The 22,903-nt window shown below is 67.8% G+C and carries 18 protein-coding genes; 13 read left to right on the top strand and 5 right to left on the bottom strand.

All coding sequences use genetic code 11. The features are described from left to right. Window positions 1-2 precede the first annotated feature (2 nt). The 6 genes from RIT73_RS04810 (at window position 3) to RIT73_RS04785 (ending at window position 7,096) form a co-directional block, all read left to right on the top strand. Window positions 3-2,057 carry an acetate--CoA ligase family protein gene (locus RIT73_RS04810; RefSeq protein WP_309130918.1) on the top strand — a complete coding sequence of 685 codons (2,055 nt, stop codon included), beginning with the start codon at window positions 3-5 and terminating at the stop codon, window positions 2,055-2,057. 2 nt (window positions 2,058-2,059) lie between these two features. After that, window positions 2,060-3,700, top strand: coding sequence for a thiamine pyrophosphate-binding protein (locus tag RIT73_RS04805; RefSeq protein ID WP_309130917.1), 1,641 nt, complete (start codon window positions 2,060-2,062; stop codon window positions 3,698-3,700). Between the two features lie 103 nt (window positions 3,701-3,803). Further along, window positions 3,804-4,970, top strand: coding sequence for an acyl-CoA dehydrogenase family protein (locus RIT73_RS04800; RefSeq protein ID WP_309130916.1), 1,167 nt, complete (start codon window positions 3,804-3,806; stop codon window positions 4,968-4,970). A 128-nt stretch (window positions 4,971-5,098) separates the two neighbouring features. Continuing rightward, entirely contained in the window at window positions 5,099-5,725 is a 627-nt protein-coding gene (locus RIT73_RS04795) for a superoxide dismutase (protein ID WP_309130915.1), read from the top strand. 175 nt (window positions 5,726-5,900) lie between these two features. Beyond that, complete coding sequence (gene dapB, locus RIT73_RS04790; protein WP_309130914.1) at window positions 5,901-6,650, top strand: 4-hydroxy-tetrahydrodipicolinate reductase; 750 nt, start codon at window positions 5,901-5,903, stop codon at window positions 6,648-6,650. Further along, window positions 6,650-7,096 carry a tetratricopeptide repeat protein gene (locus tag RIT73_RS04785; RefSeq protein WP_309130913.1) on the top strand — a complete coding sequence of 149 codons (447 nt, stop codon included), beginning with the start codon at window positions 6,650-6,652 and terminating at the stop codon, window positions 7,094-7,096. The genes dapB and RIT73_RS04785 overlap by 1 nt, the downstream gene beginning before the upstream one ends. A gap of 23 nt (window positions 7,097-7,119) precedes the next feature. On the opposite strand, the gene RIT73_RS04780 is transcribed toward RIT73_RS04785, so the two are convergent. Then, window positions 7,120-8,370 (bottom strand): heparan-alpha-glucosaminide N-acetyltransferase domain-containing protein, encoded by a 1,251-nt coding sequence (locus RIT73_RS04780; RefSeq protein WP_309130912.1) that lies wholly within the window; start codon window positions 8,368-8,370, stop codon window positions 7,120-7,122. A gap of 50 nt (window positions 8,371-8,420) precedes the next feature. On the opposite strand from RIT73_RS04780, the gene RIT73_RS04775 reads away from it, so the two are divergent. From RIT73_RS04775 to RIT73_RS04765, 3 genes are all read left to right on the top strand, one after another. Next, on the top strand, window positions 8,421-9,299 hold the full coding sequence (locus tag RIT73_RS04775; RefSeq protein WP_309130911.1) for a neutral zinc metallopeptidase: 879 nt from the start codon (window positions 8,421-8,423) through the stop codon (window positions 9,297-9,299). Window positions 9,300-9,396: 97 nt separating this feature from the next. Further along, window positions 9,397-11,364 carry an FAD-dependent oxidoreductase gene (locus RIT73_RS04770; RefSeq protein WP_309130910.1) on the top strand — a complete coding sequence of 656 codons (1,968 nt, stop codon included), beginning with the start codon at window positions 9,397-9,399 and terminating at the stop codon, window positions 11,362-11,364. Beyond that, the gene (locus RIT73_RS04765) at window positions 11,361-12,017 is read left to right on the top strand and encodes a TetR/AcrR family transcriptional regulator (RefSeq protein WP_309130908.1); all 657 of its coding nucleotides are present in this window, start codon (window positions 11,361-11,363) and stop codon (window positions 12,015-12,017) included. The genes RIT73_RS04770 and RIT73_RS04765 overlap by 4 nt, the downstream gene beginning before the upstream one ends. A 28-nt stretch (window positions 12,018-12,045) precedes the next feature. Here RIT73_RS04765 and RIT73_RS04760 read toward each other — a convergent pair whose 3' ends face one another. Beyond that, entirely contained in the window at window positions 12,046-13,350 is a 1,305-nt protein-coding gene (locus RIT73_RS04760; RefSeq protein WP_309130907.1) for an AAA family ATPase, read from the bottom strand. A 287-nt stretch (window positions 13,351-13,637) separates the two neighbouring features. Between RIT73_RS04760 and dapA the strand changes: the two genes are divergently transcribed. Genes dapA through RIT73_RS04745 form a run of 3 tightly spaced genes read left to right on the top strand, consistent with a single transcriptional unit; the run spans window position 13,638 to window position 17,179 of the window. Then, window positions 13,638-14,561, top strand: a complete 924-nt coding sequence (gene dapA / locus RIT73_RS04755; RefSeq protein ID WP_309130906.1) for a 4-hydroxy-tetrahydrodipicolinate synthase — start codon at window positions 13,638-13,640, stop codon at window positions 14,559-14,561. Between the two features lie 34 nt (window positions 14,562-14,595). Next, entirely contained in the window at window positions 14,596-16,242 is a 1,647-nt protein-coding gene (locus tag RIT73_RS04750; RefSeq protein WP_309131036.1) for a ribonuclease J, read from the top strand. A 55-nt stretch (window positions 16,243-16,297) separates the two neighbouring features. Further along, the gene (locus RIT73_RS04745; protein ID WP_309130905.1) at window positions 16,298-17,179 is read left to right on the top strand and encodes a class I SAM-dependent methyltransferase; all 882 of its coding nucleotides are present in this window, start codon (window positions 16,298-16,300) and stop codon (window positions 17,177-17,179) included. Between the two features lie 77 nt (window positions 17,180-17,256). Here the strand turns inward: RIT73_RS04745 and RIT73_RS04740 are convergent, their stop codons facing one another. The 3 genes from RIT73_RS04740 to RIT73_RS04730 all read right to left on the bottom strand — a co-directional run bounded on the left by RIT73_RS04740 (window position 17,257) and on the right by RIT73_RS04730 (window position 20,808). Continuing rightward, window positions 17,257-18,093: a hypothetical protein gene (locus tag RIT73_RS04740; protein ID WP_309130904.1), complete on the bottom strand. Its 837-nt coding sequence runs from the start codon at window positions 18,091-18,093 to the stop codon at window positions 17,257-17,259. Between the two features lies 1 nt (window position 18,094). Continuing rightward, the gene (locus RIT73_RS04735; RefSeq protein ID WP_309130903.1) at window positions 18,095-18,688 is read right to left on the bottom strand and encodes a papain-like cysteine protease family protein; all 594 of its coding nucleotides are present in this window, start codon (window positions 18,686-18,688) and stop codon (window positions 18,095-18,097) included. 284 nt (window positions 18,689-18,972) lie between these two features. Beyond that, on the bottom strand, window positions 18,973-20,808 hold the full coding sequence (locus tag RIT73_RS04730; protein WP_309130902.1) for an L-lactate permease: 1,836 nt from the start codon (window positions 20,806-20,808) through the stop codon (window positions 18,973-18,975). Window positions 20,809-21,118: 310 nt separating this feature from the next. Between RIT73_RS04730 and aceB the strand changes: the two genes are divergently transcribed. Next, window positions 21,119-22,723, top strand: coding sequence for a malate synthase A (aceB, locus tag RIT73_RS04725; RefSeq protein WP_309130901.1), 1,605 nt, complete (start codon window positions 21,119-21,121; stop codon window positions 22,721-22,723). Window positions 22,724-22,903 lie beyond the last annotated feature (180 nt).

Raw genomic sequence — 22,903 nt, 5'->3', positions numbered from 1 at the left:
ACGTGGATCAGTTCTTCGACCCCGGCAGCGTCGCCGTCATCGGAGCGTCGAACGACCCCGCGAAGTGGGGCTTCTGGCTGGCCGCCGGGGCGCTGCGCGGGGCCTCGCGACGACAGGTCTTCCTCATCAACTCCCGGGCCGCCTCGATCCAGGGCGAGCCCACCTACTCCAGCCTCGGCGACCTGCCTGTCGTGCCCGAGCTGCTGGTGATCTCCATTCCCGGGCCCGCCGTCGGCGCCGTCGTCGACGAGGCGCTGGCCGCGGGAGTGCGGGCGTTCCTCATCATCTCCGCCCGGGTCCCGCACGCGGGCGACCTCGCCGCCCGGATCACTGCGGCAGGCGCCCGGCTGATCGGCCCGTCCTCGCTGGGACTCGTCGACTCGGGCAACGAGCTGCTGCTGGCCTGGGGCCATTTCACGCCGGGCTCGCTGGCCGTCGTGACCCAGAGCGGACAGCTGGGAACGGAGATCGCGACCCTGTCGGCGCGCAGTGGACTCGGGATCTCCCGCTTCGCCTCGATCGGCGGTCAGTCCGACGTGCGGGCCGCGGAGATCCTCGAGACCCTGGTCGACGACGCCGACACCGCGCAGGTCGTCCTCTATCTCGAATCCTTCACCGGCGGGCCCGCGCTCGTGCAGGCGATGAAGCGGCTGCGGGCGGCGGGCAAACCGGTGATGATCCTCACGACCGGGATGTCGAGCGCGGGGCAGCGACTGGCGAAGTCGCACACCGGGGCGCTCACCTCGGCGATCGACACCGTCGACGCGGCCTGCCGGGCGGCAGGGGCGCTGCGTCTGTCGACCCCGAGCGAAGTCGTCGAACTCGCCGGTTTCTTCGCCACCTCCTGGCTGCCGAAGGCCCGGAGCATCGCGATCATCTCCGATTCCGGGGGACAGGGCGCGATCGCGGCCGACATGGCCGAACAGCATGGGCTGCGGGTCGAGGTCCTCGATCCCGCCACCCGCACCCGGGTCGAGCACCACCTGCCCGATGCCGGGCACATCGACAATCCGATCGACCTCGACGGCGCCGGTGAGGCCGACCTGTCCGTCTACGCCTCGGTCGTCAAGGAGCTGCTCGCCGACTCTGGCGTAGACGCCGTCGTCCTCAGCGGCTACTTCGGCTGCTACGGCGAGGACGTCCCCGACCTCGTCGAGGCGGAGCTCGCCGAGGTGGAGGAGCTGGGGCGGGCGGTAGCCGCGCACCGCAAACCTCTCGTCGTCCACTCGATGAGCGCCGACTCGCGCGCGGTCGCAGCCCTGTGGGAGCAGTCCATCCCCAGCTACACCTCGATCGACGCGGCTATGCGGGTGCTCGCCCGGGCCGGCTTCTACGCCGCGCACTCCGGCCGCATCACCCCCAGCCTCGAGGACTCCGGTCCCGTCACCCCGTGGGGGACCGGTTACGCCGCGGCCCGCAGCACGATCATGGCCGCCGGGGTCCCCGTGCCCGACGCCGTCACCGTCACCCGCAGCGAAGACCTCGCCGAGGTGCTCGACACGTCCGGACTCACGCCTCCGTTCGTGCTCAAGGCCGGATGGCCGGCGCACAAGACCGAGGTCGGAGGCATCGCCCTCGGCCTGCCCGACCGTGCGGCGCTGGAAGCAGCGCACACGGACATGGTCACCCGCCTCGGCGAGGGGGAGTACATCGTCGAGGAGATGGACCGGCGCGAGCACGTCGTCGAGATCCTCGTCGGCGGGCGGCGGGATGAGAACTTCGGACCGATCGTCATGGTGGGCGTCGGCGGGACGGAGACCGAGCTCTACGGCGACACCTGGCTGGAACTGGCCCCCGTGTCGCAGGCCGAGGCGCTCGACATGCTCTCCCGGCTCAAGTGCTTCTCGCTGCTCACCGGGTGGCGGGGTCGGCCCGCGGCCGACGTCGAGGAGCTGGCCGACGTCGTCGTCGCCGTGTCCCGGCTGATCGCGGCCGGAAACGACATCGACGAGATCGAGATCAACCCCGTCCGGGTCTCCCCGGAGGGCGCAATGGCCGTCGACGCACTGGTCATCACCAGTGACAGGGCAGAGGCCGACAAGGACGACGAGGAGTGAACGTGGAACAGACAGAACTCACCGGGGGCGCACATCTCGCCCGCGCGCTGCAGGCCGAGGGCATCACGCGCGTGTTCGGCATCCCCGGCACCCACAATCTCGAGATCTTCGCGCAGCTGAGCGCACACGGCATCGAGATCGTCTCCCCGCGCCATGAGCAGGGAGCCGGCTTCATGGCCGACGGCGCGGCACGGGTCACCGGCGACGTCCAGGTCGTCGTCACCACCACCGGCCCGGCCGTGCTCAACGCGCTCACCGCGCTCCTGCAGTCCTACACCGATTCCGTGCCGGTGCTGCTCATCAGCCCGGGCATGCCGCTGCGCCATCCCGGCCGCGGCAACGGACTCCTCCACGAAGTGCGCAACCAGGCCCAGGCGATCGAGGCCGTGCTCGGCGACAGCCACCGGGTCACGACCGCCGGGGAGGTGTCGCTGGCCGTCGGGCAGGCTCTGTCCCTGATGCGCTCGGGCAGGTCCCGGCCAGCCCACATCGAGATCCCGCTCGACATCATCGAGGCCACCGGCCCCGGGACGCTCCACCCGTCCGTCACCCGTCCGGCCCCGGTGCCGGACCCGGCAGCGATCAGGTCCGCCGCCGAGGCGCTCACCGGCTCCCGGCGTCCGCTGCTCATCGTTGGCGCCGGGGCCCACGGCTGCGCGGAGGAGATCGAGGAACTGTCCGTGGCGCTCGGGGCGGGGATCATCGTGTCCTCCAACGCCAAGGGCGCGATCGATGAGAGCCACGAGAACAGCCTCGGCGCGATCGGGTTCCTGCCCGAGCTGCCCGAACTCCTCGCCGACGCCGATGCGATCGTCGCGATCGGCACCGAACTCGCCCCCAGCGACTTCTGGCCCGAACCGCTCGTCCTGCCCGAGACCGTCGTCCGCATCGACATCGACGAAGTCCAGATGCTCACCAACGCCCGTGCCAGCCACCCGATCCTCGCCGGCGCCGCGGATTCGGCGGCGGCGCTGGCGCTGCGGCTGCGTGAGACCCGGGAGGACAGCGATACGCAGCTGGCCGAGGACTGGGTGCGCGGGCGGCAGGAGTTCATCGCTGCCGCCACCGCCCGGGAAGGCGGGCCGTGGGCGGAGCTGAGTCAGGCGCTGAACACGTTCACCGGACAGGACCCGTCCCCGGTCGTCGTGGCCGCCGATTCCACGATGTGCTGCTACTACGGTGTCCAGACTGGGTGGAGGGCCCGCCGAGGCGACCGCTTCCTCTACCCGGCGGGCGCGGGAACGCTCGGCTACGGCCTGCCCGCCGGCATCGGCGCGAAGCTCGCGGCGCCCGACGCTCGGGTCGTGGCGATCGAAGGCGATGGGGGATCGATGTTCACGATCCCCGAACTCGCCGCCGCCGTCCAGGCACAGGTGAGCCTGTCGCTGATCATCGTCGACAACGGCGGGTACGGCGAGATCCGCAACGAGATGGCCGATCGCGGCGACACCCCCTCGGGGGTGGCTCTGACCGGACCGGACTTCCCGGCGCTGGCCCAGTCGTTGGGAGCCCGCGGGGTCCACGTCGAGAGCGCGGACGAACTGGTCACGGCGCTCACCGACGCCGAATCGCAACCCGGCCCGACGCTCATCCACATCACCGAGGACTCCCGCGCCGCCAAGGACATGCTCGCCGGTCGCTGAGCGCGTCCGGCCTCGCCCACAGCACCCACTCGCTCATCGCATACCCACTTGCTCAACCCACACCCACTCGCTCACCGCAGAGCGCAGAGAAGAAGGAACTCCTATGAGCTACACACCGTGGCCCCTCTCCGAGGAGCAGGCCGCCATCATCGACCTGTGCCGCACGTTCGCGACCGAGAAGGTCAGGCCCGCCGGTCGCCTCGTCGACGAAGCCGACACCGAATCGCCGGTCGACCTGTTCGCTCAGGCCGCGAAGGTCGGGATCACCGACTTCATGATCCCGGAGGAGTTCGGCGGCGGCGGGTTCACCGACGTCTTCACCCAGTGCCTGGTCCAGGAGCAGCTGTGCTGGGGCGATCCCGGCATCGGCAACTTCCTGTGCTCGAACGGCTTCTTCGCCGACCCGATCCTGGCGCTCGGCACCGACGAGCAGAAGGAGCAATGGCTGCGGCCCCTGACCGGCACCTCGCCGAAATTCACATCACTGGCGACCACGGAACCGGGATCGGGATCCGACTCCGCGTCGATCATCACCAGGGCCGACAAGGTCGAAGGCGGGTACCGGCTGGGCGGGCAGAAGGCCTGGATCTCGAACGCAGGCCTCGCCGACTTCTATGTCGTGTTCGCCAAGACCGACACCTCCCAGCGCTCGAAGGGGGTCAGCGCATTCCTGCTCGAGAAGGACACCCCGGGAATGGAGTTCGGGGCGCCGATGAAGAAGATGGGGCAGCGCGCCATCGTGTGCCGGGAGGTCTTCTTCTCCGATGCCTTCGTCCCCGCGGCCAACCTCCTCGGTGCCGAGGGGCAGGGCTTCTACGGGCTCATGCGCACCTTCGACATCTCGCGCGTCGTCCTCGGTGCGGCGGCACTGGGCACCGCTCGGGCCGCCTACGAGTACGCCCGTGACTATGCGAGGGAGCGGACCCAGTTCGGGAAGGCGATCATCGACCACCAGGCGGTCGCCTTCAGACTGGCCGACATGTCGGCCCGCATCGACGCCGCCTGGCTGCAGGTGCTGAATACGGCACGGATGATCGACGCAGGGGATGAGGTGCCGCGCGAACGGGTGACCGCCTCGGCGGCCATGGCAAAGCTCAACGCCTCGGAGACGGCGATGTTCTGCACGTGGGCGGCGGTCCAGACCCTCGGGGGCTGGGGCTACTCGCGCGAACATCCGGTGGAGCAGTGGATGCGCGATGCCAAGCTCGAGGAGATCGAGGAGGGCACCTCCGACATCATGCGCCTGCTCATCTCGCGGAATCTGCCCTGAGGCACCGTCATCTGCTGTCATCTGGAATAGGCCGGCGAGAGACCGTGTTGTCCGAGATGAGGCCCTGTTATAGGGTCGAAACGAAGCCACCGCAACGGTGGGGATCAATTCTCTTCAGGAGGAATCTCATGGCTGAGCAGTACACTCTGCCGGAACTGCCCTACGACTACTCCGCACTCGAGCCGCACATCTCGGCTCGCATCATGGAGCTGCACCACGACAAGCACCACGCAACCTACGTCAAGGGTGCCAACACCGCCATCGAGCAACTGGCGGAAGCCCGTGAAAGCGGAAACCTGGCCGTGGTGCCGAAGCTGACCCGGGACCTCGCGTTCAACCTGGGCGGACACGTCAACCACTCCATCTTCTGGAACAACATGTCCCCGGACGGTGGCGACAAGCCGGTCGGCGAGCTCGCCGCAGCGATCGACGATCAGTTCGGTTCGTTCGACAAGTTCCGTGAGCACTTCACGACTGCCGCCACGACGATCCAGGGCTCCGGTTGGGCCGTACTCGTCTACGACCAGCTCGGTGGAAACCTGTTCATCGAGCAGCTCAAGGACCAGCAGTCGGACATCCAGCTCGGCGGAACCCCGATCCTCCAGCTCGACATGTGGGAGCACGCCTTCTACCTCGACTACCAGAACGTCAAACCTGACTACGTCAAGGCCTGGTGGAACATCGTCAACTGGGCCGACGCCGGCGCTCGCTTCGACCGCGCAGTCACCCAGACCAAGGGACTCCTGCTCGGCTGATCCAGCCCCAGCAGCACCCTGACGGCGGTCCGGGCACCTCACGAGGTGACCGGGCCGCCGTTGCGTGGTCCTGGCGTCCGACGTGGACCGGGCGCCCGACACGGACGCGGTGGGAGCGCCCCGGCGGGCAGTCGCTAGACTGGCCTGCGACGAATCGAGCAAGGAGTTTGAGCACATGAACCCAATCCGGGTAGCAGTCATCGGTGCGCAGGGGCGCATGGGAACACAAGCCGTCGACGCCGTCAACGAGGCCGAGGGCCTCGAACTCGTCGCCGCGCTCGGCCGCGGTGACTCCCTCGAGAGCCTCCTCGAGCAGAAGGTCGACGTCGCCGTCGAACTCACCGTCCCCGCCTCGACCGAGGACAACGTCCGCTTCCTCGTCGAGAACGACATCGACACCGTCGTCGGCACCACCGGGTGGAGTGCCGAGCGCCTCGAGAACCTGCTCGGACTTCTGTCCGAGCACCCCGGAACCGGCGTCCTCATCGCCCCGAACTTCTCCATCGGCGCCGTCCTCGCAATGCACTTCGCCGAGGTGGCCGCCAAATACTTCGACTCCGCCGAGGTGGTGGAGATCCATCACCCCCGCAAGCTCGACGCCCCCTCCGGGACCGCGGTGCACACCGCGCAGCGGATCGCCGCCGCGCGCACGGCGGCCGGACTGCCTCCCGTCCCCGACGCCACCGAGCTCGATCCCGACGGCGCCAGGGGAGCGGTCATCGACGGCATCCACGTCCACGCGATCCGGCAGCTGGGAATGACCGCCTCCGAGGAGATCCACTTCGGCACCAGCGGCGAAGCCCTGACGATCCGCACGGACTCGTTCTCCACCTCGGCGTTCATGCCGGGAATCATCACAGCGGTGCGCGCGATGGCGGACACCGAGGGACTTGTCCACGGCCTCAAGAATCTGCTCGACCTCTGATGTCGAAGGCCAAGGTCGGAGCCGTCATCGTCTCCGTGCTGCTCGTCTTCTACTTCATCCTCATGGGGCAGCGGGCCTTCATCCTGCTCCGTGAACCCGAGCTCGTCCCGAAGCTCATCGGCGTCGCCCTCATCGTCCTGCCGATCCTCGGCGCCTGGGCGCTGGTGATGGAACTCCTGTTCGGCACCAGGATGGAGCGCCTCGCCAGGATCCTCGAGACCGAGGGCGGTCTGCCCGTCGACGACCTTCCCCGCACCCCCGGTGGGCGGATCGTGCAGTCGGCGGCAGATGAGGCGTTCGGGCAGTACCAGCAGGAGGCCGACGCGGCCCCTGAGGATTGGCGATCCTGGTTCCGGCTCTCGTGCGCCTATGACGCCAGCGGCGACCGGAAGCGGGCCCGCGCCACGATGCGCAAGGCCATCGGGATGTACCGCGCCGGTTCCTGATCGGGTCAGCGCTCGAGTACGGGTCAGCGCCCGGGTTCGGGACCTTCCCCGGCTTCAGCGGCATCCTGCGTCACCTCGGGCACCGGCGCGGCCGAGCGGATGATCGCCGCGACGCCCGCTTCGAGCGGCCCGTGCGCGCCGACTGTCAGCTTCCAGCCGACCGCGAGCACCGCGAAGCCGGCGGCATGGACGCCGAATTCCGTCGGCTCACCGAAGACAGGACTGTCGCGGACCACGGGATGGGTGATCTGGAGCAGGACGACGTGCGCGCTGTACACACTCAGGGGCATCGACCCCGGGGCGCTCAGCGGCGCCAGCGCCCACGCGAAGCGACCGAGCAGGACGACCAGCGCCTGGCACAGCGCGATCGCGGCGACCGAAGTCCCACCGGTGAGCAGCAGGTCGAACGGCGTGCCCGAATGCGGCCCGGAGATCGCCAGCCACCACCACGTCGTCGTCTCGGTCACTCCGAAGCTGCCCGTGAACAGGGCGGCCGTCAGGTCGGTCCCGGAGAGCTCGGCCTGGTCGGCCAGAACTGCCCCGCCGCCGGCGAGGGTGAGCAGCGCCCAGGAAGCTCCCTTGCCGATGAGGGCCATCGCGACCCCAGCAGCGAAGAGCGCGACGATATGCCGGCGGATGCCGAGCTTCGCGCAGGCCATGCCGAGCAGGATGTAGGACATCCACTGCAGAATCGGGTAGTAGCCGGTGAGCGTGAGATCCGTGAGCATCGTCAGGGGAGACGCGAGATCGAACCACGACATCGGCAGATAGCTCGGCGACAGCCCCAGCTCGCGGCGGAGGAACATCGACACCACCGGGCTGATCACCATCCAGGCCAGTGCCACCACGAACAGCGTCCGGGCGCGCAGCCTCAGGAAGAGCAGAGCGAGGGCGAACATGATCCCGTAGTTGACGAGGATCACCGCCAGATACGTCGAGACGGTGCCCAGGCACAGGCCGATGACGGTGATCGCCGCAGCGCGGATGAGCACGCTCGACGCGACGTCGCGCAGCCGCGCCCCCGGCCGGTCCAGACGGCTGCGGGTCGAGAGCACGAGGGAGCAGCCGGCGAGCACTGCGAACAGTGCCGAGGCCTTGCCCGAGAACACCGCCGCCCACGTCGGATCACCCGCGCCGTCCGACAACGCGAAGATGTGGGTGACCATCATCGCGAACAGGGCGAGGCCCCGCGCGACATCGAGGCCGACGATCCGACCGGGCGGGTTGAGCCGTTCGAGGACCGTCGCCGAGGCGGGGGTCGAATGCGATGACATGCACCGATTCTCACACGTGAGATGAGCCCGCGGGTCGGTATCTTAAGACTATGACTTTCAATCCCGACGCCGACATCAGCGGCCACTCGACCAGCCGGCGCGGACGCAACATCGGCATCGCCGGGGGAGGCGTGGGCGTCGTCGGACTCCTCGTCTTCCTCGTCGGGCCCCTGCTCGGCATCGACCTCACCGGCGTGATGGGCGACGGGATGCTCGAGGGCGAATCCGGGGCGGACTCGTCGAACCAGTCGTCGTTGAGCCGATGCGACACCGGCGAGGACGCCAACCGGTCCATCGACTGCCGGATGGCGGGATCCCAGGTCGTCCTCGACGACTACTGGGCGCAGCATGTCGAGGGGTACCAGGCACCGGCGATGACCATCGTGGACGGACAGACGTCGACCGGCTGCGGAACGGCCTCCAACGCCGTCGGTCCCTTCTACTGCCCACCCGACCAGGGTGTCTACATCGATCCGAGCTTCTTCGACGTGATGCGCGAACGCTTCGGCGCCTCGGCGGGAGAGCTCGCCCAGCTCTACATCGTCGGCCACGAATGGGGCCACCACATCCAGAACATCACCGGCACGATGGACGCGCACCCGAACAACGGCACCGGGCCCACCAGCAACGGGGTGAGGATGGAGCTGCAGGCCGACTGCTACGCCGGGGCGTGGCTCGGAGACGTCACGACCCTGACCGACGACAACGGCGAGCCCTACCTCGAAACGCCCACAGATGCGCAGCTGCGGGATGCGCTCAACGCGGCGTTCGTCGTCGGCGACGACCACATCCAGTCCCAATCGGGCTTCGTCAATCCCGAGAGCTTCACTCACGGCACGAGCGAACAGCGGCAGAAGTGGTTCAGCAAGGGCTACCAGGAAGGGCTCGGCTCCTGCGACTCGTTCGCCGCCCGCGGCAGCGAACTCTGAGGTTCACCCGGTAACGCCTGTGGGTCCTGTTCCCTTGTTTTCAATATCATGATATGAATAACGGGTCAGGTCTCACCCGCATGGATCAAGGACGATCGTGTCTCAACTTTTCCCGCACCTCTTCGCACCCATCACGCTGGGCTCGACGACCATCCGCAACCGCATCGTGTCCTCGGGTCACGACACGGTCCTCGACGACCACGGGATGATCGGCGACGACCTCGTCGCCTACCACGAGGCCCGGGCCAAGGGCGGCTGCGGTCTCATCGTCCTCCAGGTCTCCGGCGTCCACGAGACGGCGCGCTACACCAGCCATGTCCTCATGGCCACCGATGATTCGTCCATCCCCGGGTACCGGGCCGTCGCCGAAGCGGTCCACCGTCACGGGGCCACCGTCATCGCCCAGCTCTTCCACCCGGGACGCGAGGTGATGGACGGCGAGCGCGGGATGGCCCCGCGGGCGGTCGCCCCCAGCGATGAGCCGCAGGAGCGCTTCAAGGTCGTGCCTGAGACCCTGAGCACCGAGGTGGTGAAAGAGATCGTCGCCGGCTACGGCAGCGCCGCCGCGCGGATCGTGTCCAGCGGCATCGACGGTGTCGAGATCGTCGCCAGCCACGGCTACCTGCCCATCCAGTTCTTCAACCCCCGGATCAACACCCGCACCGACGAGTACGGCGGCAGCGCGGAGAACCGTTGCCGCTTCCTCACCGAGGTGGTCACCGGGGTCCGTGCCGCCGTCGGCCCTGACGTCGTGGTCGGGATCCGGCTGTCGGGGGAGGAGAAGACGGAGGAGGGCCTCGTCGCCGCGGAGATCCTCGACCTCGTCAAGCACCTCGACGAGCTCGAGTGCCTCGACTACTACTCGATCACGGCCGGCGACTCCTCCACTCTGCAGGGCGCGGTGCACATCGTGCCGTCGATGCAGATTGAGCCCGCCTATGCCGCGAACCTGTCCGCCCAGGTCAAGAAGGTCACCGACAGACCGGTCATGGTCGCCGGCCGGATCAACCAGCCGCACGAGGCGGAACTCGCGATCGCCGAGGGCCGGACCGACATGGCGGTGATGACCCGGGCGATGATCTGCGACCCGGACATGGCAGGCAAGGCCGAGCGCGACGCCGTCGAGGAGATCCGCGCCTGCATCGGCTGCAACCAGGCCTGCATCGGCCACTTCCAGATGGGCGTGGGTATCTCGTGCATCCAGTTCCCCGAATCCGGGCGCGAACTGACCTTCCTGCCGCGTCCCCGCGTGCGCACCCGCCGGAAGGTCCTCGTCATCGGGGGAGGGCCGGGAGGACTCAAAGCCGCCGCCGTCGCCGCCGAGCAGGGCGATGACGTCGTGCTGTGCGAGGCGCACTCCCGCCTCGGCGGCATGGTCCTGCTGGCGGAGAAGCTGCCGTACCGCTCCGAGTTCGGTGGGGCGGCCACGAACCTGAGCGCCGAGGCGATGCGCGCCGGCGTGGACATCCGGACGTCGACGCCGGTGACCCAGGAGGTCCTCGACGACATTGCCCCGGACCACGTCATCGTGGCCACCGGCGCCGCCGAGAGGATGCCGCACCTCGAGGTTGCCGACGAGGCCCTTGTCATCGGAGCCCGCGAGTACCTGAGCACGGACCCTGCGCTGCCGAAGGGCCGGGTCCTCGTCACCGACTGGAAGGGTGACTGGATCGGGCTGGGCATCGCCCTGCGCCTGGCCGAGAGGAAGGTGCCCGTCACTCTGGCCACCGCGGCGAACTTCGCGGGCGCGGGAATGCAGCAGTACACGCGCACCCTGCTCGTCTCCCAAGCTCTGCGCGCCAGTGTCGATTTCGTCAATGACGCGCGCCTCGTCGGCGTCGACTCCGATACGGGATACCTCCAGTCGACGCTGTGCGAAATCGTGCACGTCGTCGACGGAGTGGCCGCGACGATCGTCTCGGCAGCGCCGCGCTCGGTGGTCCCGGACCTCGACTTCGGGACGGCGAGTGTGCGGCGGATCGGCGATGCGGTGGCACCGCGGACGGTGGAAGAGGCGGTCTACGAAGGACTGACGGCCGCGACGGCGCTCGCGAACACGGCATGAGCCCCCGACCGCAGCTGCCCGCGGAGGAGATCGAGGCGCGGAGGACGGCGATCCTCGAGTCCACGGTCGACGAGATCGCCGGGACCGGGCTGGAGAACGTCCGGATGAAGGACGTCGCCGCGGGTGCGGGGATGTCGGTCGGGACGATCCAGTACTACTTCCAATCCCGCGACGAGCTCCTCGTGCAGGCGCTGTCCATGCATTCGTCCCGGGTCGTCGCCGCCATCGCCGCCCTGTCCGCCGCCGAGGGCAGCGCCTGGGAGAAGCTCCAGCTCTCCTTCCGGGCCGTGCCGGCCGTCGACGACTACCCGAAGCGCGCCCGGGTCTGGGTCGAGCTGGTCTCGGCGGCGCGCAGGAGACCGTTCCTCCAGGACGCGGTCACCGAGGTCTTCGCACGGTGGACCGACCATTTCGAGCGAATAGTCTCCGCCGGAATCGGGGACGGCAGCTTCCGCCCGCAGGCGGAGGTGTCACTGATCGTCGAGACGATCGTCGCCCAGATTGACGGATTCGATCTGGCAGTGGCCTCCGGCCGGCCGGTGCCTCCGGCCGAACGGATCAGCCGATCCCTCGAGCTCACCGCCGCCGCCCTCCTCGGCGTCCCGCTCGACCATGAGCGACCACCAGAAGAGTCGGCGAGGGGAGCCGACTGACCCGACTGACCAATCCCACCGCCCCGGCTCAGAGGCGGGCGATGGTCTGGACGTCTTCGCGGAACTCGCGGGCAGTCTCCTCGGAGACCGTGGCGCGAGTCGCCCGCAGAGCTTCGAGATAGTCGTCGGTGGTCAGCGCCTCGGAGCGGGAATCGATCGACACGTAGTCCTTGCCCAGCGCCCGCCCGAGCGCCTCCTGCGAGGCGCGCCTGGCGGCGTATTCGATGTCAGCGGGAGTCAGCCCGCCGCTCGCGGCGACCAACTGGTCGAGGTCGACCAGGTCGAGCATCTGATCCGGGATGTACCTCGTCCAGATGGCCTTGCGCGCGGTGTCATCGGGCAGCCCGATGGGGATGACGTAGTCGAAGCGGCCATGCCGGAGGAACGCCGCGTCCAGGGCCCGGATGAAGTTCGTCGCACAGATGAGCAGACGGCCCTCCCGGTCACGGAACTCCGCGACCTGTTTGAGCAGCTCGTTCGTCACGCCCTGGGTCGGCGACGGCGGCTCGCCACCGCGCTTCGAGGCGATCTCCTCCACCTCGTCGATGAACACCACCGCATGTTCGAGCTCACCGATCTGCTCGAACGAGGTGCGCAGCCCTGCCGCCACGCCACCCGGCTCACCGGAGAGGCGGGAGGGGAAGAGCTCGACGAACGGCCAGTCCAGACGTGAGGCCACAGCTTTCGCGAACGTCGTCTTGCCGGTCCCGGGAGGACCGAACAGCATCACGGCCCGGGGCGGGACGACGCCGAAGTGGTCAGCGAGGTCCGGCTCGGCCAGGGGCACGACGAGGCGGTCCTCGAGCATGTCCTTCTCCTGCTGCATGCCGCTGACGCCGTCCCACAGGTGACGGGGCAGGATCCGCCCGCCGACCGCCTTGAGCAGATCGAGCTCCCGGCGCTGCACGGGCATCTGCCGTTCGAGGTAGCGCAGGTGCGAGCGGACCTCGAAGCCGTTGTTCTCCAATCCGGAGAAGGCGGAGGAGTGCTCGGGCACGATCATCGACAGCTTGCCCAGACCCAGCGGCATCAGCCGGCGCTCAAGCGCATCGACCAGAGCGGACTCGGCATGCTGCCGTTCCTCCCCGTCACCCTCGCCCTCGACGACATGGAAGAAGACGATCCATCCCTGGGCATGCGCGGCACGGCCGACGGCCGCCCCCACCACCTCGTCGTCCCGCACGGCGACGACCGCATGGTCCTTCTGGCAGGAGGCGATGACCTCGGGCAGGGAGTAGACGGGGGCGGTCGGGCTGGCCATGGCGGCCTCCCAGAGACGGATGATTCCGTCGAGGTCGTCGTCGTGGAATTCGCGAACGCGGGTGCGGCTCATCTCAGGAAGCTCCTCGGATGCAGTGGGCGTGGGTCCGAGGTACACACTAAGTGATCTGCATCTCAGCCTGCCATGCCGCCCCCGGCGGTGAGAGAGATCTCGCCCTCACGGGGTGGGAGAGATCCCGCCCCCTGCTGAGGGGAGATCTCGGCCCCTGCTGAGGGAGATCTCGGCCCCGCGGCGAGGAGATCGTGGCCCCGCAGCAGGGGAGTCCGTCCGTTCGCGACGGCTCGCCACGCGAACCGCCCGCTGTCACGTCCGCAACTCGTCGGCGGTATCCTTGAGTCATGGCGATTCTCGGGGACAGTGCAGCGACTGCTGCGATTGATGCGTTCGGTACCGTCGGCACGGCAATGGTGACGCCGTTCAAGGATGACGGCAGCATCGACTACCCGGCCGTCGAGAAGGTCGCCACCCACCTCGTCGATCTCGGCAACGACATGCTCGTCGTGTCGGGAACCACGGGCGAATCGCCCACCACCACCGATGACGAGAAGATCGAGCTCCTCCGTGTTGTCCGCGGCGTCGTCGGGGACCGGGCGAAGATCATCGCCGGCACCGGCAACAACGTCACCGCCCACACCTTGGAGCTGAGTCGACGCTCCGCCGAGGCGGGAGCCGACGGCATCCTCGTCGTCACCCCGTACTACTCGAAGCCGACCCAGCCGGCGATCGCCGCTCACATGCGCGCGGCCGCGGACTCCGTCGACCTGCCCGTCATGCTCTACGACATTCCCGGCCGGTCCGGTGTGCCGATCCACACGGAGACCCTGATCGATCTGGGCGATCATCCGAACATCCTCGCCGTCAAGGACGCGAAGGGCGACCTGTTCGCCACCTCGCGCGTGATGAGTGAATCCTCGCTGGCGTACTACTCCGGCGAGGACGCACTCAACCTCCCATTGCTCTCCATCGGCGCCCTGGGCGTCGTGTCGGTCGCAGGCCACGTCTGCTCCGACAAACTCGCACTGATGGTCAAAGCCGTCTTCGACAATGACCTCAACGCTGCGCGCCAGATCAGCATGGAGACCACCGGTGTGGTCGACGCGCTCATGAACCATATGCCGGGTGTGATCTCGGCGAAGGCCGCTCTGCAGGCCCAAGGTGTACTTGAAAATCGCGGCACCCGCATGCCGCTGCTCCCGGCAGACGAGGAGCAGATGGCATTCGTGTCCGCCCAATTGACCAGGAGTGGTTACCTCAGTGAATAACTCATTGACCCAAGAGCTTTCTCTGCCCCCGAAGATGGACCCGGAAGCGGTCCGCATCGTCGCCCTCGGCGGCCTCGGTGAGGTGGGACGGAACATGACCGTGTTCGAGTATCACGGCAAACTTCTCATCGTCGACTGCGGCGTGCTCTTCCCCGAGGAGGACCAGCCCGGAGTCGACCTCATCCTGCCTGACTTCGCCTACCTCGACGACCGCCTCGACGACATCGTCGGCCTCGTCCTCACCCACGGGCACGAAGACCACATCGGCGCCGTCCCCTACCTGCTGCGCCGCAAGGCCGACATTCCCATCATCGGTTCGAAGCTGACGATCGCCCTCATCGAGGCGAAGCTCAAGGAGCACCGGATCCGGCCTATCACCCGGGTGGTCAAGGAAGACGACCTCGATCAGCTCGGTCCCTTCGACCTCGAGTTCGTCGCCGTCAACCACTCGATCCCCGACGCCCTGGCCGTGTTCATCCGCACCGGCGCCGGAAACATCCTCCACACCGGCGACTTCAAGATGGACCAGCTGCCCCTCGACGGGCGCATCACGGACCTGCGCGCCTTCGCCCGCCTCGGCGAGGAGGGCGTGGACCTGTTCATGACCGACTCCACCAACGCCGAGGTCCCCGGGTTCACCGCCCTGGAGAAGGACATCGGGCCGGTGCTGGAGAACCTGTTCGGCCAGGCCGAGCGTCGGGTCATCGTCGCCTCGTTCTCCTCCCACGTCCACCGCGTCCAGCAGGTGCTCAACGCCGCCGACGCCCATGGTCGCAAGGTCGCCCTCGTCGGACGCTCAATGGTGCGCAACATGAAGATCGCCGCCGAGCTCGGGTTCCTCGACGTGCCCAAGGGTGCGCTCATCGACATCAAGGAAGTCGATCAGCTGCCCGATGACCAGGTCGTGCTCATGTGCACCGGCTCGCAGGGCGAGCCGATGGCCGCGCTCTCGCGCATGGCCAACCGCTCCCACCGCGTCGAGGTGGGCGACGGAGACACCGTCATCCTCGCGTCCTCGCTCATCCCCGGCAACGAGAACTCCGTGTTCAAGGTCATCAACGGCCTGATGAAGCTCGGCGCCAACGTGATCTCCAAGGCCGACGCGAAGGTCCACGTCTCCGGCCACGCCTCCGGCGGAGAGCTCCTCTACTGCTACAACATCGTCCGCCCCCGCGGCGTCATGCCCGTCCACGGAGAATGGCGGCACATGCTCGCCAATGCCCGCCACGCCGAGGCGACCGGGGTCGACCCGCACAACATCGTCCTCGCCGACGACGGATGGGTCGTCGACCTCAAGGACGGCCACGCCGAGGTGGTCGGAGCGGTCGACTGCAACTACATCTTCGTCGACGGCTCCTCGGTCGGTGAGATCACCGAGGCCGACCTCAAGGACCGCCTCGTCCTCTCCGGCGAGGGCTTCGTGACGATCTTCATGGCGATCAACAGCCAGACCAAGACGCTCATCGCCGGACCCGAGATCCACGCCCGCGGAGTCGCCGAGTCCGATCACGTCTTCGACGCGATCATGCCCAAGGTGACCAAGGCCGTCGAGGACGCCCTGCGCGACGGCACCACCGACCAGTACCAACTGCAGCAGGTCGTGCGCCGCACCGTCGGCCGCTGGGTCTCGTCGAAGCTGCGCCGCAAGCCGATGATCGTGCCCATGGTCGTCATGGTCTGAGCAGATGCGCTGAGATGAGATCTGAGCGGATGCGCCGAGATGCGGACAAGCTGACATGAATGAGGTCAGCGGCACCGATTTCGGTGCGGCCGCATCCGAATACCAACGAGGCCGACCGGGCTACCCAGCCCGGTCGGCCTCGTGGCTTCTCGGATCCGCCGAGGTCGTCGCCGGCTCCGCGGGGGACGGCGCGGATTCCGCAGTGGATGCGGCCGTTGTGGTCGCCGACGTCGGCGCCGGAACCGGGAAGCTCACGCAGTCCCTGGTGGGTGCCCACCGCCGCGTCATCGCCGTCGACCCCGACGAGCGGATGCTCGCTGCCTTGTCGGTGCAGCTGCGGGGCGTCGAGACCCGGCCCGGCACGGGGGAGTCCCTGCCTCTCGAGGATTCGAGCGTCGATCTGATCACCTACGGCCAGTCCTGGCACTGGGTCGATCCGGAACGCGCCTGTGCGGAGGCGGCGCGCGTGCTCTGTCCCGGAGGAGTGCTCGGCCTGATCTGGAACATCCGCGACGAGAGCGTCGACTGGGTGGCCGAACTGACCGAGATCATCACCCCCAGCACCGCCGAGGTCTATGTCGCCTCACTGCTCAAGGACTCACTGCTCAAGGACTCACTGCTCAAGGACTCACTGCTCAAGGAGCAGGGTCCCGGCTGCCGGGGAAGTGCAGATGGCGACATGGGCACCGAGGTGAGCTTTCTGACCGCGGACTTCGCCGCACCCGCCTATCACTGCGAGGCGTGGGCGCGCACTCTCAGTGTCGACGAGCTTGTCGACATGGTCGCCTCCCGCAGCCACACGATCGTCGCGGCCCCGAACGAGCGGCAGTCCATGCTGTCTCGTGTGCGGGCCCTCGGTGAACGCGTGCGTGATGCCGACGGTTCGGTCCGTCTGCCCTACGTCACGCACGCGTTCCGCGCTGTCGTTGCCGGCTGAGCCCTGCCGCGCGGTCTGAGCCCTGCCGCGCGGTCTGAACCCTGCCGCGCGGTCTGAACCTTGCCGGAACGGCGCTCTCAGCGGTTCTTGCGCCGATGGAGGAGCCATCCCAGGCCGAGTGCTGCGAGAGCCACAGCACCCGCGCCCGCCCACACGCCAAAGAGCGGCGGAGCGAGCGTGCCGGCCGTCTCCGCGACGGGACTGTGCGCGGCGCCCGTATCGGGCTGCGGGGTGACCGACCCTGCCGGCGATGGCGCCCCGGCGCCGAATCCACCGGCTTTGCCGCTCTTGGCGTAGGAGGAGCCGGGCAGCTTCGACCCGTAGGCGCTGCTCACGTGCTGCCGGTAGTCTGCGACCGGGACAGGACCGGAGCTGCCGATGGCCTTGACTGCCGCGTCGTTGAGAGGTTCGACCTCACCGTCCTTGAGCCCGTACCAGGCCGAGACCTGGGGTTCGACGAGGAGACGCGAATCGGCCGGCGCGTCTTTCACATAGTCGGCCTCCTGGTGCCCGGTCGCCACATTCACCGCCGACCACCGGCCGGCGTCGTCCTGTGCGGCGAAGATCGTGAAGTCCTCCGCGTTGTGGGTGGCCGGATAGGCGATGTACCACAGCTCGGCTGGGTCCTTGGAGTGTCCGGAGACGAAGTCCGGGTTGAGGGCGTAGACGGGGATGCCGTCAGCGGCGACCTTCTGTTGTGTCGATGTCTGCGGGGCCAATGCGCCGGGGGAGGGTTTCGGGGCACCGGCGGCCGATCTCAGCAAGCTGAGACCGTCCGGGGCGTGCACCGCACTCGCTGCCTCGCGCAGGTCCTGGTCGCTGGGGCCCGTGGCGGCGAATGCTGCCCCTGGGGTGGCGCAGATGGCGATGGCCACGCCCGAAGCGACTGCCAGGGAGAGGTTCTTCAGACGCATCTCAGGCTCCGATCCTGTAGAGGGTGTGGGTCCACGAGAACTGAGGATTCTTCACGTACCACGCGTAGGTGGAGGTGTTGACTCGCTGAGAGTCGGGCCAGGGGTCGTGGTACCGGACGGTGGAATTGCCCCTGTCGTAGCCGATGAGATTCATCATGTGCCCACCGCCGGAACTCCACAGGATGCGCGTCATCACCGGACGGTCGTGGGAGATCTCATCGGAGACCGTGTCATAGGAGATGGTGGCGCTGATGTAACTGCCCGGGGCGATGCCGATCTCACGGAAGGCCCGTTGGTCGTTGCCGAGGTCGGCCTGATCATTCGGGCAGCTCGAGTTGAGCGCCCGACCGAACGCCATATTGCAGAACTGATTCTGCGAGTATTCGCGCCCGAAGTAATCGGCCACGGCGTTGCCGGTCGCCGCCCAGCACCAGTTGGACCGCTCCTGGGCCGGCGTCTCGATGGGGAGATACCGGGAGGTTTCGGTCGCGTGGGCGACCGAGGACTGACCGCCGAGGGCCAGAAGGGCGGCGAATGAGATGAGCAGAGCTGAGAGGATGAGGTATTTCAGTCGGTGTGAGGACCAACGCAGCATAGATGTCTCCTGAGCGGTCAAGCGACTCCTTCAGTCACTTGAAACTGATGCGACAGAGACAGTCTGACAAGTGAGTTCTCTCACGTCTACCGTTTGGGCTACCAGACTGGGGGAGTTCGACCAGTATTCACCTGGCAGGGGTCTGGGCGGGGCAGCCCGGAAACACGACTGCCCTCGGCCTTCGCTCAAGTTCCAGTTCCCTCCGGTGACGACAATTCGGGCTTCCAATCCGCTTCCTTTGGGGGAGCTGGATCGGAAGCCCGAATCGTGGGCCGCCGGAACTGCTAGGCGGGATCCTCGGCCGTGGTCGGACGACTGGCAACCGGAGCGAGCTCGCGTCCGGGCGACCTGCGGATCAGCACGAATGCGACGATCAGCCCGACGAGGACGGTCGAGAGAACCACCGTGCCCGCATTGGCCCCGAGCCCGTTGATGCCGATGAACGCAAGCGCGCCGGCGGTCAGGGAGTAGACGAGCATCGGCACCGAGGTGCGACGGATGATCTCGCCCTCGCGCCCGACCAGACCCACCGTCGCCGAGGCCGCCACGACGTTGTGGACGGCCACCATGTTTCCGGCCGCTCCGCCCACGGCCTGCGCGGCGACCACCGTCTCCGGGCTCGTCGCGCCGATGGCGACGCCGGTGGAGAACTGGAACTGGGAGAACATGATGTTCGACACCGTGTTCGAGCCGGCGACGAACGCGCCGAGCGCGCCGATGAACGGGGCGAACAGGGGCCAGGCGTCACCGACGGAGCTGGCGGCCGCCTCGGCGAGGGTGACGGGCATGGAGTCGAGACCGGCGTTGTTGTAGTCCGATCCCGAGTTGATGAAGACGCGGACCAGCGGCAGCGAGCACAGGAGTGCGACCGCGGCACTGGCGATCTGCCCGCCGGCGAGTTTCCACGAGGACCCGATCTGCCCGCCGCTCATTCGGTGGATGAGGTAGGTCAGCCCGCAAGCGAGGACGAAGATCGCCCCAGGTGACCACAGCAGGTCCATGTTCTGGTTGATCGCGGTGCCGAAGATCCCCTCGACCTTGATCACGGCGGGACCGGTGAGGAACTCCTTGATCGGTGCGACGTTGCGGGTGAGGAGGAGCAGGAGGACGACGATGAGGTACGGGGACCAGGCGCGGAGCAGGGACATCCGCTTCTGCAGCTGGGCGGCCTCGTCGGCGGGGTCGACGGTGCCCATCCAATGGGCCGGCCAGTTCTCGCGCGGCGCGAAGTCCCAGGTCTTCTTCGGCATGAGGAAGCCCATCCTGCTCGTCGTGACGACGATCGCCAGTCCGATGAGGCCGCCGAGCAGGGAGGGGAACTCGGGGCCGAGGAGATTGGCCACGAGCAGGTAGGGCACGATCATCGCGAGCGCCGAGTAGACGGCGAACGGGGCGACGGCGAGGCCATCGGCGAAGCGCTTGCGCTGACCGAAGAATCCGGTCAGCATGCACGCGAGCAGCAGGGGGATGAGGATTCCGCAGATGCCATGGATGAGCGCGACCTGGGTGGCGGTGTGGGCGACGAACTCGCTCTGGCCCAGGCCGAGCTCGGCGGCACGGGCCGCGACGTCACTCGACATGGTCCCGTCCTCCTTGGACAGGCCGGTGCCGATTCCCACGACCATGGGCGTGCCGACGGCGCCGAAGCTGACCGGCGTCGACTGGATGATCAGCCCGGCGAGCACGGCGGCGATCGCCGGGAACCCGAGGGCCAGCAGGAGCGGGGCGACGACGGCGGCCGGGGTGCCGAAACCGGCGGCGCCTTCGATGAACGAGCCGAAGAGCCACGCGATGATGATGACCTGGACGCGGCGGTCGGGGGAGATCGAGATGAATCCGGCTCGGATCGTCTGGATCGCGCCCGAGCGGGTGACCGTGGCGAGGAGGAGCAGTGCGCCGAAGACGATCCACAGCAGACCGATCGCCACGAGCACGCCTTGGACGATGGAGGCGCCGATCGTCACCCATTCGATGCGCCAGGCGAAGTTGGCGACGAGCGCCGCGGCGACGAGGCCGATGGGCATCGCATATTTGGCGGGCCACCGGAATCCGATGAGGAGAATTCCCGCGAGAAGGATGGGAGTCAGGGCCAGGAGGGCGGCGAGAGCGAGGTTGTCCATCGTGCATCCGATCTGCGGCAGCGTTGCCGCGTGGTCATGCAGTGTCGAGTGGCCGTGATGGAGACGAGCCGATGAATTGGCTGGTCATCGCCGGTTTCCCGACGTCACTGCGAACTCGGTCCTTGTCGTTATCGTTCACTGTCGATGTGGCTCCGTCAAGAGGTTCCTCACAATTGACTGAGACTGGGGTCACACAATAGCCTTTCGCTAAGCGAGGTCCGCGTTTCGCGATGCGGAATTTCGCTTCAGGCCACAACCCCGTTGCCCAAGGACGCCCATGGCACCAGTCGGTGCACGAGGAGGACCACTCATGACTGCCCAGAACCAGACTTTGGACATCCCTGCCGGACTGGAGATCACCGGCGATCTGCCCGAAGGCGCGGAGCGGGTGCTCACCCCGCGCGCGCTCGAACTCATCGTCGAGCTCCACCGTAAGTTCAACCCGGTTCGGCTCGAGAGGTTGGAGGCCCGGAAGGAGCGCCAGGCCGAGATCGCCCGCGGCGCCGACCTCGACTTCCTGCCCGAGACCGCCTCGATCCGCGAGGACCCGGATTGGCAGGTCGCGCCGCCCGCCCCCGGTCTCGAGGACCGCCGCGTCGAGGTGACCGGTCCGACCTATAAGAAGATGACGATCAACGCTCTGAACTCGGGCGCCAAGGTGTGGCTGGCCGACCAGGAGGATGCGAACACCCCGCAGTGGGATTCCGTCATCGGCGGCCAGATCAACCTGCTCGACGCCCTGTCCCGGACGATCGACTTCACCTCCCCGGAGGGCAAGTCCTACACCCTGGCTCCCGACGAGGAGCTGCCGACGATCGTCGTGCGCCCCCGCGGCTGGCACATGCCGGAGAAGCACATCCTCGTCGACGGTGAGGAGACCTCCGGATCCCTCGTCGACTTCGCGCTCTACTTCGCCACGGCCGGGCAGCTCCAGCTCGAGAAGGGGAAGGGGCCGTACTTCTACCTGGCGAAGATGGAGTCACATCTGGAAGCGCGGCTGTGGAACCAGGTCTTCGACCTTGCCGAGGACTCCTTCGGCCTGCCGCGCGGCACCATCCGCGCCACCGTGCTCATCGAGACCTACCCCGCGGCCTTCGAGATGGAGGAGATCCTCTACGAGCTGCGTGAGCACTCCGCCGGACTCAACGCCGGCCGCTGGGACTACATCTTCTCCGTCATCAAGTACTACCGCACCCGCGGTTCCGAGTTCCTGCTGCCCGACCGGTCGGACGTGACGATGACCGTGCCGTTCATGCGCGCCTACACCGAACTGCTCGTGCGCACCTGCCACAAGCGCGGCGCGCACGCGATCGGCGGAATGAGCGCATTCGTGCCGGCCAAGGACCCGGAGGCGAACGAAGCGGCCTTCGCGAAGGTGCGCGAGGACAAGTCCCGCGAGGCGCGCAACGGCTTCGACGGCTCCTGGGTCGCCCACCCGGGCATGGTCGACCTGTGCAGGGAGGTCTTCACCGAGACCCTGGGGGAGAGGCCGAACCAGATCGACAACAAGCGTGAGGACGTCAGCGTCACCGCCGCCGACCTCCTCGATGTGAAGTCGACGCCGGGCTCCATTACCGAGGAGGGGCTGCGGACCAATGTCAACGTCGGCATCCAGTACCTGCGGGCCTGGCTCGAGGGCAACGGCGCCGTGGCCATCCACGGGCTGATGGAAGACGCGGCGACCGCCGAGATCTCCCGCTCGCAGGTCTGGCAGTGGGTCGATGCGGGCGTGCAGCTCGACACCAGCGTCACCGTCACCGAGGATCTGGTCCGCCAGATCGTCGCCGAGGAGGTCGCCAAGCTGCCGGGGGAGGAGTCCGACTGGAAGGACGCCACCGACCTGTTCCTGTCCGTGGCCATCGCCCCCGACTACGTCGACTTCCTCACCCTGCCCGCCTACGCGCAGATGAGCTGACGACCGCCCCCTTCACGCGCCGGCGTGGCGCGCCGAATCCTGCGGATTTGCTGGGATGCGGGCCGGTCTCCACCTAAGATTGGGACCATGGCGACCAGAACGACTTCCCCCGCTTCTGGCACCGGTAAACGTCAAGCGCGCAAAACTGCTGGCCAGACCGGTCAAGCGGGGGCTGAGAAC

Origin of the sequence: Brevibacterium sp., assembly GCF_031179145.1 — a bacterium.
Lineage (GTDB): Bacteria > Actinomycetota > Actinomycetes > Actinomycetales > Brevibacteriaceae > Brevibacterium.
This window is presented reverse-complemented; position numbering and strand designations above follow the sequence as displayed.

Bases quoted from the DNA above. Each gene is read 5' to 3' on its own strand.
- RIT73_RS04750 (WP_309131036.1), top strand. From the start codon at position 14,596: ATGGACCCGGAAGCGGTCCGCATCGTCGCCCTCGGCGGCCTCGGTGAG.
- RIT73_RS04735 (WP_309130903.1), bottom strand. From the start codon at position 18,688: ATGCTGCGTTGGTCCTCACACCGACTGAAATACCTCATCCTCTCAGCT.
- RIT73_RS04765 (WP_309130908.1), top strand. From the start codon at position 11,361: ATGAGCCCCCGACCGCAGCTGCCCGCGGAGGAGATCGAGGCGCGGAGG.
- dapB (WP_309130914.1), top strand. From the start codon at position 5,901: ATGAACCCAATCCGGGTAGCAGTCATCGGTGCGCAGGGGCGCATGGGA.
- RIT73_RS04785 (WP_309130913.1), top strand. From the start codon at position 6,650: ATGTCGAAGGCCAAGGTCGGAGCCGTCATCGTCTCCGTGCTGCTCGTC.
- RIT73_RS04800 (WP_309130916.1), top strand. From the start codon at position 3,804: ATGAGCTACACACCGTGGCCCCTCTCCGAGGAGCAGGCCGCCATCATC.
- RIT73_RS04740 (WP_309130904.1), bottom strand. From the start codon at position 18,093: ATGCGTCTGAAGAACCTCTCCCTGGCAGTCGCTTCGGGCGTGGCCATC.
- RIT73_RS04780 (WP_309130912.1), bottom strand. From the start codon at position 8,370: ATGTCATCGCATTCGACCCCCGCCTCGGCGACGGTCCTCGAACGGCTC.
- RIT73_RS04745 (WP_309130905.1), top strand. From the start codon at position 16,298: ATGAATGAGGTCAGCGGCACCGATTTCGGTGCGGCCGCATCCGAATAC.
- RIT73_RS04730 (WP_309130902.1), bottom strand. From the start codon at position 20,808: ATGGACAACCTCGCTCTCGCCGCCCTCCTGGCCCTGACTCCCATCCTT.
- RIT73_RS04760 (WP_309130907.1), bottom strand. From the start codon at position 13,350: ATGAGCCGCACCCGCGTTCGCGAATTCCACGACGACGACCTCGACGGA.
- RIT73_RS04775 (WP_309130911.1), top strand. From the start codon at position 8,421: ATGACTTTCAATCCCGACGCCGACATCAGCGGCCACTCGACCAGCCGG.
- aceB (WP_309130901.1), top strand. From the start codon at position 21,119: ATGACTGCCCAGAACCAGACTTTGGACATCCCTGCCGGACTGGAGATC.
- dapA (WP_309130906.1), top strand. From the start codon at position 13,638: ATGGCGATTCTCGGGGACAGTGCAGCGACTGCTGCGATTGATGCGTTC.
- RIT73_RS04795 (WP_309130915.1), top strand. From the start codon at position 5,099: ATGGCTGAGCAGTACACTCTGCCGGAACTGCCCTACGACTACTCCGCA.